General features: G+C 50.6%; 5 protein-coding genes and 1 pseudogene. 1 reads left to right on the top strand and 5 read right to left on the bottom strand.

From position 1 onward, the window contains the following. From L693_RS0113375 to L693_RS0113355, 5 genes are all read right to left on the bottom strand, one after another. Nucleotides 1-1,321, bottom strand: a 1,321-nt coding sequence (locus tag L693_RS0113375) for a glycosyltransferase family 2 protein (protein WP_025717691.1), incomplete at its 3' end; no start/stop codon positions are given. Between the two features lie 73 nt (nucleotides 1,322-1,394). Continuing rightward, nucleotides 1,395-2,126, bottom strand: coding sequence for a sugar phosphate nucleotidyltransferase (locus L693_RS0113370; protein ID WP_025717690.1), 732 nt, complete (start codon nucleotides 2,124-2,126; stop codon nucleotides 1,395-1,397). Further along, the gene (locus L693_RS0113365) at nucleotides 2,123-2,923 is read right to left on the bottom strand and encodes a glycosyltransferase family 2 protein (RefSeq protein ID WP_025717689.1); all 801 of its coding nucleotides are present in this window, start codon (nucleotides 2,921-2,923) and stop codon (nucleotides 2,123-2,125) included. The genes L693_RS0113370 and L693_RS0113365 overlap by 4 nt, the downstream gene beginning before the upstream one ends. Beyond that, nucleotides 2,920-3,768 (bottom strand): glycosyltransferase family 2 protein, encoded by an 849-nt coding sequence (locus L693_RS0113360; RefSeq protein ID WP_442950179.1) that lies wholly within the window; start codon nucleotides 3,766-3,768, stop codon nucleotides 2,920-2,922. Before L693_RS0113360 ends, L693_RS0113365 begins: the two co-directional genes overlap by 4 nt. A gap of 83 nt (nucleotides 3,769-3,851) precedes the next feature. After that, nucleotides 3,852-4,787, bottom strand: a complete 936-nt coding sequence (locus tag L693_RS0113355) for a glycosyltransferase family 2 protein (RefSeq protein WP_025717687.1) — start codon at nucleotides 4,785-4,787, stop codon at nucleotides 3,852-3,854. Between the two features lie 568 nt (nucleotides 4,788-5,355). Here L693_RS0113355 and L693_RS0113345 point away from each other — a divergent pair. Further along, nucleotides 5,356-6,493, top strand: a pseudogene (locus L693_RS0113345) (M4 family metallopeptidase); the annotation flags it as partial.

Here is a 6,493-nt window from a genome sequence, read left to right as displayed (position 1 = left end):
CCTTTTCCCAGCCGTTCCCGATTTGATACAGTTGTCTGCCTTCGGCATACAGTACCTCAATCCATTGCTTGCGTTGAGCCGGGGTAAGCGTGGGGAGCATGGATGTGCTCTCCACTTCGGAAGCTGCCAGCACCGGAATGGATTCCTCTGCCGGTACGGCCACAGGTGCTTCCACGCCACCGGAAACCGCGGCCTCCGGCTTCGGTATCCGAGGAAGCGCCAACAGATCAAGCTGGGATATTCTAACGGGGGCCGCGTACTCATCTCCCGCAGCACGGACTCCATCCAGAAGGCGCCTTCCTCCCCGTTCTAACCGAAATATGGCACCGGATGGTCCTTCGACGAGCACTCCGATGGGATAAAAACTTGCCGCTGACACATGTTTTTCCTTGCTGGATAATACCTTTCCGTCCGGCTCCGCTGCAGCGAGCTTCTGACTGGGAAGCAGCTTATTGATGTCCCCCCACTTTTGGACAAAAAAGGATCGGTTCTGGCTGCTCTCCTCCATTGAACCGTTTTTTACGGTCATCTGGGGAAAACGATAAGCCGTATCCCGATCACTTTCTGCGTAGTGGATAAAAGCATCTCCGGCAATTGCCATACGTATCCCCAGCAAGCGAACACGCAGCAGCCAATCTGCAGCGGCTTCCTGACCACTGTGACAGCCCTCGTCCCAGTACCCTGTTTTTTCCAGCGTTTCTCTGCGCAGCAATAAACAAAATCCGGCCAGGCTCTCTGTTTCTCGCCATGCAGCCGGGTTGGAAATATTGTAGGTCAGGGCAAATGGATATGCTTCATTTTCGTTTATATAAGGAACCTCAATCTGCTGCTCTCCGAATGGTCCATTCGTTACAGGCCCGACGACCCCCATTGACGGATCGCTGTACAAGCACTCCAGCATACGATCCAGCCAGCCGGGGGTCACCATGACATGTGGTTCCAGTACCGCAATGGTCTTGCCTTTTGCCATCATCAGTCCCTGATTCAGACTTCCCAGCATATGAGCATCCTTTTTTAGCAGCGCATAACGCACAGCGATGCTCTTACGGAGCAAATAGGTGCGTGTCCCGTCCGTCGAGCCGTAATCCACCACAATAATTTCGTGAGGATGGCTCGTATGCTCCTCAATACGTTGAATACATGCTCGAAGCTGATGAAAGTGATTGCAGGACGGAATGATAATGCTGACACCTTCAAAAACCTTGCCGAACGAAGCCTGGCCCAGCCTGCAGCCCTGCTCCTGGCCTCTTTTATGTCCTGCCCAATAGCCTTTCTTACCGAGCCGCTTGCTGTGTTTCCTTTGTATACTCAGGCGTTTCATGCCGTTCACTCCTCCGGGTGGCATTATGCCTATACTATATGCCTGGCCCGGCCGGATGGTGTTTCACCCGAGATCAGGGCAGAAGCCCCTTCATTTTTATTCCTGCCTCCTGCAGGGAATCAAAGGTTCCTGCATCGCTCCAGTATCGCCGTAAAATGTCATATTCCAGTTTGCCCTCAGCGGCATAACAGTTGTTGACATCCGTGATCTCAAGCTCACCGCGTGCCGAAGGCTTAATTTGTCTGATCTTATCAAATACGGCAGTATCGTACATGTAAATCCCGGTAACACAATATTTGGATTGGGGGTGCTGTGGCTTTTCTTCAATTCTTGAGATGCTCTCCGGCCGCTCGGGATCAAACACCGGCACTCCGTAACGACGGGCATCTGCTACCTTTTTCAACAATACTCTGGCGCTCCCCGGTGGCTGCTGCTTGAACCGTTCGATGACAGGCCCCAGGTCCTCCTTGAACAAATTATCCCCTAGCAAAACAGTAAATTTTTCTTCCGACTGCATATAGCTTCTCGCCAGTTCGAGTGCTTCCGCGATACCGCCCGCCTTTTCTTGAATCCGGTACGTCAGTTGAACTCCATAATCGCTGCCGCTGCCCAAGAAATCGGTGTATAGTCCAGCCGATTGTTTGCCAATAATGATGAGCATGTCGGTGATTCCCGCCTGTCGCAGTCTTTCGATACCATATACAATCATGGGATATTTGCCGACCGGAAGCAGATGCTTGTTGAGTAATGAAGTCAACGGATGAAGGCGCGACCCGGTTCCTCCTGCGAGAATAACCCCTTTCATATCTTCCCTCCTCCTTCGACAGCATGTTTAGCACATGAATCCCCAAGGTTATCCGTTTCAATGAACATTCTGGGGTCTATGCTCCATTTCTCTATAAACAAACGATAGTTCCGCTCAATCAGCTCTTCGATCCAGGACGTATCCGTGCGTGAGAAGCTTGCATTTCCCTGGTGATAAACAAAACAGTCATTACACATCAGCAGCTTATAGCCATGCACGCGTGCTCGCAGACAGTAATCGTCATCCTCATAATGTCCGGGACTGAACCGTTCATCAAGCAATCCGATGCGTTCCACCAGCTCACGCCGGAACAATATGCAAAATCCGACCAACCGTTTGACCACCTGCCATCTGGACGGATTGCTTATATTATTTTGCTCCGCAAACCGCAGGCAACTGGCCAAGTCCCCTGCCAATCCGTGAACCTGCTGAATACCGCTGACATAATTGGTCACTGGACCCACTAGTCCCACCGTGCTTTCGCTCTGCAATGCAGCCAGCATATTGGATAGCCACCCGCGCGTAACCGTCACATCATTGTTCAATATGACGAGCTGATCACCCGTTGCCAGACGAAACCCCATATTACAAGCTGTCGGAAACCCCCGGTTTTCGGGGAGACGTACGCTGATCAGACGCTCGGCTGCGCAAAAAGCATCCGTACCGTCATTCGAAGCGTTATCTACTACAATAATTTCATGAGGTACATCCAGCGTATGTGTCCGAATCGCCTCAATACACGGCTTTAGCAGATGCAGGCCGTTATAAGTCGGGATAATAATGCTCGTCACGCTCATCGTGCATTCCTCCCTTTGGCAACGTCTATCCGCGTGGGAACGGGGCCGAACGGGGAAGCACCCGCTACCTGGAATACCGCCGTCAGCGCCTCCGCATGATCACCAACGATCAATTGCTCCATAACGTTTCCCTTGCCTGTATTGAAGGTCCGCTTGCGGTTCGTTTTAATAACGTCGACAGCATGTACGGCTGTTACCATCATACCGTGCAGCACTGCCATGGCATGGGCCTTCGGCGGGACAGCGAGCACGGCCGGACCAAGCAGATCCAGCACGCGCCGTGACAAGGCGTGCGGCACAGCGGTCAATGAGCTTGCTCCAAGATCCGGCCTGCGCAGTATGCGGTTCAGGAACCCTTTGCACCGTGTGACGCTGTCCTGCCGGGCATAGGGCGGCAAATGTTTGCCTAGATCGTTAAGCGCCACATCCGTCCCCTGATCAACCGCTTGGAGAAAAGGCAGCAAGTCAGACGCCGGAATTGGCAAATCTCCGTCCACAAACAGCACGATATCAGCCTGCGTCATACGTGCGCCTACAGCACGCCCGACATCATGCCCAAGCCGATCTGGCAGGTTGACGAGAGTCACGCCAGGATGATGCTTCGCTACGATAGAGCGCGTGCCGTCCGTACAGCCGTTCAAAACGACAATGATGTCCTTAAGCGGAAGTTTCTCCAGCTCGCTCAGTACCCGGTCAATTGTTGGCTCCTCATTACAGGCACTAACCACAGCTGCTGCTGTTCCCTGCAGCAGAATGTCCTTGGGAACTTTTTGTATCTCAGGCAGATTCACTTCGGTCGTTCCTTTTCCCCGAGGTGCGGGTTTCCTTATTCTGCGGCTGTGCATTGAATGAGTTGATCCTTGTCTTCGCTGTACTCGTCTGCTCCCCCAACTTGGATCGTCACGCTTTCCTTTACCATACTCTCTGCTCACGGTTTCACCTCATCTCTGATCCGTTTGCGCTTCAAATCCGTAAATCCCGCACGGGTTCCCAAATGTGATGTAATCCAGGAAATAGCATCCAGGTGATCCTGTACAATCACATCCACCAGCGGGTCCTTGCCGTTCTGTTTTTTGCGTGTCGCATTCATTCTACCGACAGCTATTCCATATACGGTCACCACTCGCAACCCGGAGACGATGGACATAGCTTGAAATAAAGGAGGCTTCTCCAATGACTTTAGACCTATTTTTTTCAAGGCCCTTTGACTTATGGCATGTGGAATAGCCGTCATGGATGCCCCTCCTAAATCAGCACGGTTCGACAAAATATTCAATACATGCTTTGCATCAACTACAGGATGTACCGACGTATGATTCACGGGTCCATGGTAATCATTCAGCACAATATCCGCTCCTGCGCATATGGCCTGTATGAACGGTCGAAGTCTTTCGCAGGGAATGACGATATCCCCATCCAGAAAAAGCAGTACCTGTCCGGAAGCCGCCTCCGCTCCAATCCGACGGCCCACATCATGTCCCAGCGGTTCCGGGAAGGAAATAACACGCGCCCCCGCCGCTAGTGCCACCTTCGCCGTCCTGTCGCTTGATCCGTTCTCGACCACGATAACCTCAGTATGTGGATGGACACGTCGTGCCTCACGAATAACAGCTCCAATCGTTTTTTGCTCATTCATGGCCGGAATAATGACAGATACGAGCAATTTTCCACTCGACGGTTTGGATGGCCGCTCCTCACCTGTCTGTGCGCCTTTTTCCGCGCCCGCTTCCTCCCCAACGACAGGACTTATCGGGTTCATATTCAGCTTGGGCACTCTTACTGGCAGCCACAACCTTGAGTAGCGATTGGCGCTGGAATGCCGTCTGCGATTGAGCTTATATCCAGCTCTTCTCTGCTTCCTCATGCTCCCGTCTCACCTCCCTTATTGCTGTATAGATGGACAGCGTGATTAGGACAGTTCAACATAACCTATGCGGTCCAAATGCCGTCTGCAACGGCAAGCGTGGAGTCTTTTCGACAAAGCAATTTTCGACTTTATTTTACAAAACTCATTAATCCTATTAAATAAATCAGTTATTAGGGTCCAAAGAATCATTTTGGATAAATTTGTGACATAGATCTTCTCGTCCGTCATTCTCTGTGCTAATATCAGAGCCAGATGATGGGAGTTCAAAAAATCAACATTTGTTTTTTTTGCATAGGGCAACTTTTTTCCATTATCCACTATTATTCCACTTCTAATAAACGACAGGAAAGGAGGAGTTTGTCACCTTTTAAGCTATTTCTTCACCTGCAGTACCCTCTTATCACTCACGCTTTATAAAAAACTTCATGAAAAACACACTTCGGTATTTCTCTTCACGTTCCATTTTCTTCATGTTCCAGACGACAACACGACCTACCTCATTGGCGTACTACCTAGTCAATACAGGATGATTCATCCTGACACTAATCGGGGAGAGTGAATGTTAATGAAAAAAGTATGGGTTTCGCTTCTTGGAGGAGCTATGTTATTAGGGTCTGTAGCGTCTGGTGCATCAGCAGCGGAGAGTTCCGTTACGGGGCCAGCTCAGCTTACGCCAACCTTCCACGCCGAGCAATGGAAAGCACCTTCATCGGTATCCGGTGACGACATTGTATGGAGCTATTTAAATCGTCAAAAGAAAACGTTGCTGGGTACGGACAGTTCCAGTGTCCGTGATCAATTCCGTATTGTTGATCGTACAAGCGACAAATCCGGTGTGAGCCATTATCGGCTGAAGCAGTATGTAAACGGGATTCCCGCATATGGAGCTGAACAAACCATTCATGTGGGTAAATCTGGTGAGGTCACCTCTTATCTGGGGGCAGTGATTACTGAGGACCAGCAAGAGGAAGCTACGCAAGGTACAACTCCGAAAATCAGCGCTTCTGAAGCGGTCTATACTGCATATCAGGAGGCAGCTACACGGGTACAAGCCCTCCCTACCTCCGATGATACGATTTCTAAAGATGCTGAGGAGCAAAGCAGTGTTAGCAAAGACACTTACGCCGAAGCAGCTAACAACGATAAAACGACCTCTATTGAAAAAGATAAGCTCAGTCTTGAACAAGCGGCTGAACTGAAAGACAGCAAAATCGAAGCGGTAACAGCAGAGCCAAATTCCATTGCCAAAATCGCAAACCTGCAGCCTGAGGTAGATCCTAAAGCAGAGCTGTACTTCTATCCTAAGGGCGACACATTGCAGCTGGTTTATGTGACAGAAGTTAATATTTTGGAGCCTGCGCCGCTGCGTACACGCTACATCATTGACGCCAATGACGGCAAAATCGTATTCCAGTATGACATCATTAAGAAAGCGACAGGCACAGGTAAAGGTGTGCTTGGGGATACCAAATCGTTCACCACTACCGCTTCCGGCAGCAGCTATCAGTTAAGAGATACAACACGCGGTAACGGAATCGTGACTTACACGGCCTCCAACCGTCAAAGCATCCCAGGCAGCATTCTGACCGATGCTGATAACGTATGGAATGATCCGGCCGGCGTGGATGCCCATGCTTATGCGGCCAAAACCTATGACTACTATAAGAGCAAATTCGGACGCAACAGCATCGACGGTCGTGGCC

It is taken from the genome of Paenibacillus sp. 1-18, from assembly GCF_000520755.1.
GTDB classification, from domain to species: Bacteria; Bacillota; Bacilli; order Paenibacillales; family Paenibacillaceae; genus Paenibacillus; species Paenibacillus brasilensis.
The sequence above is the reverse complement of the archived record's forward strand: the minus strand, read 5'-3'. Positions and strand labels throughout refer to the sequence as shown.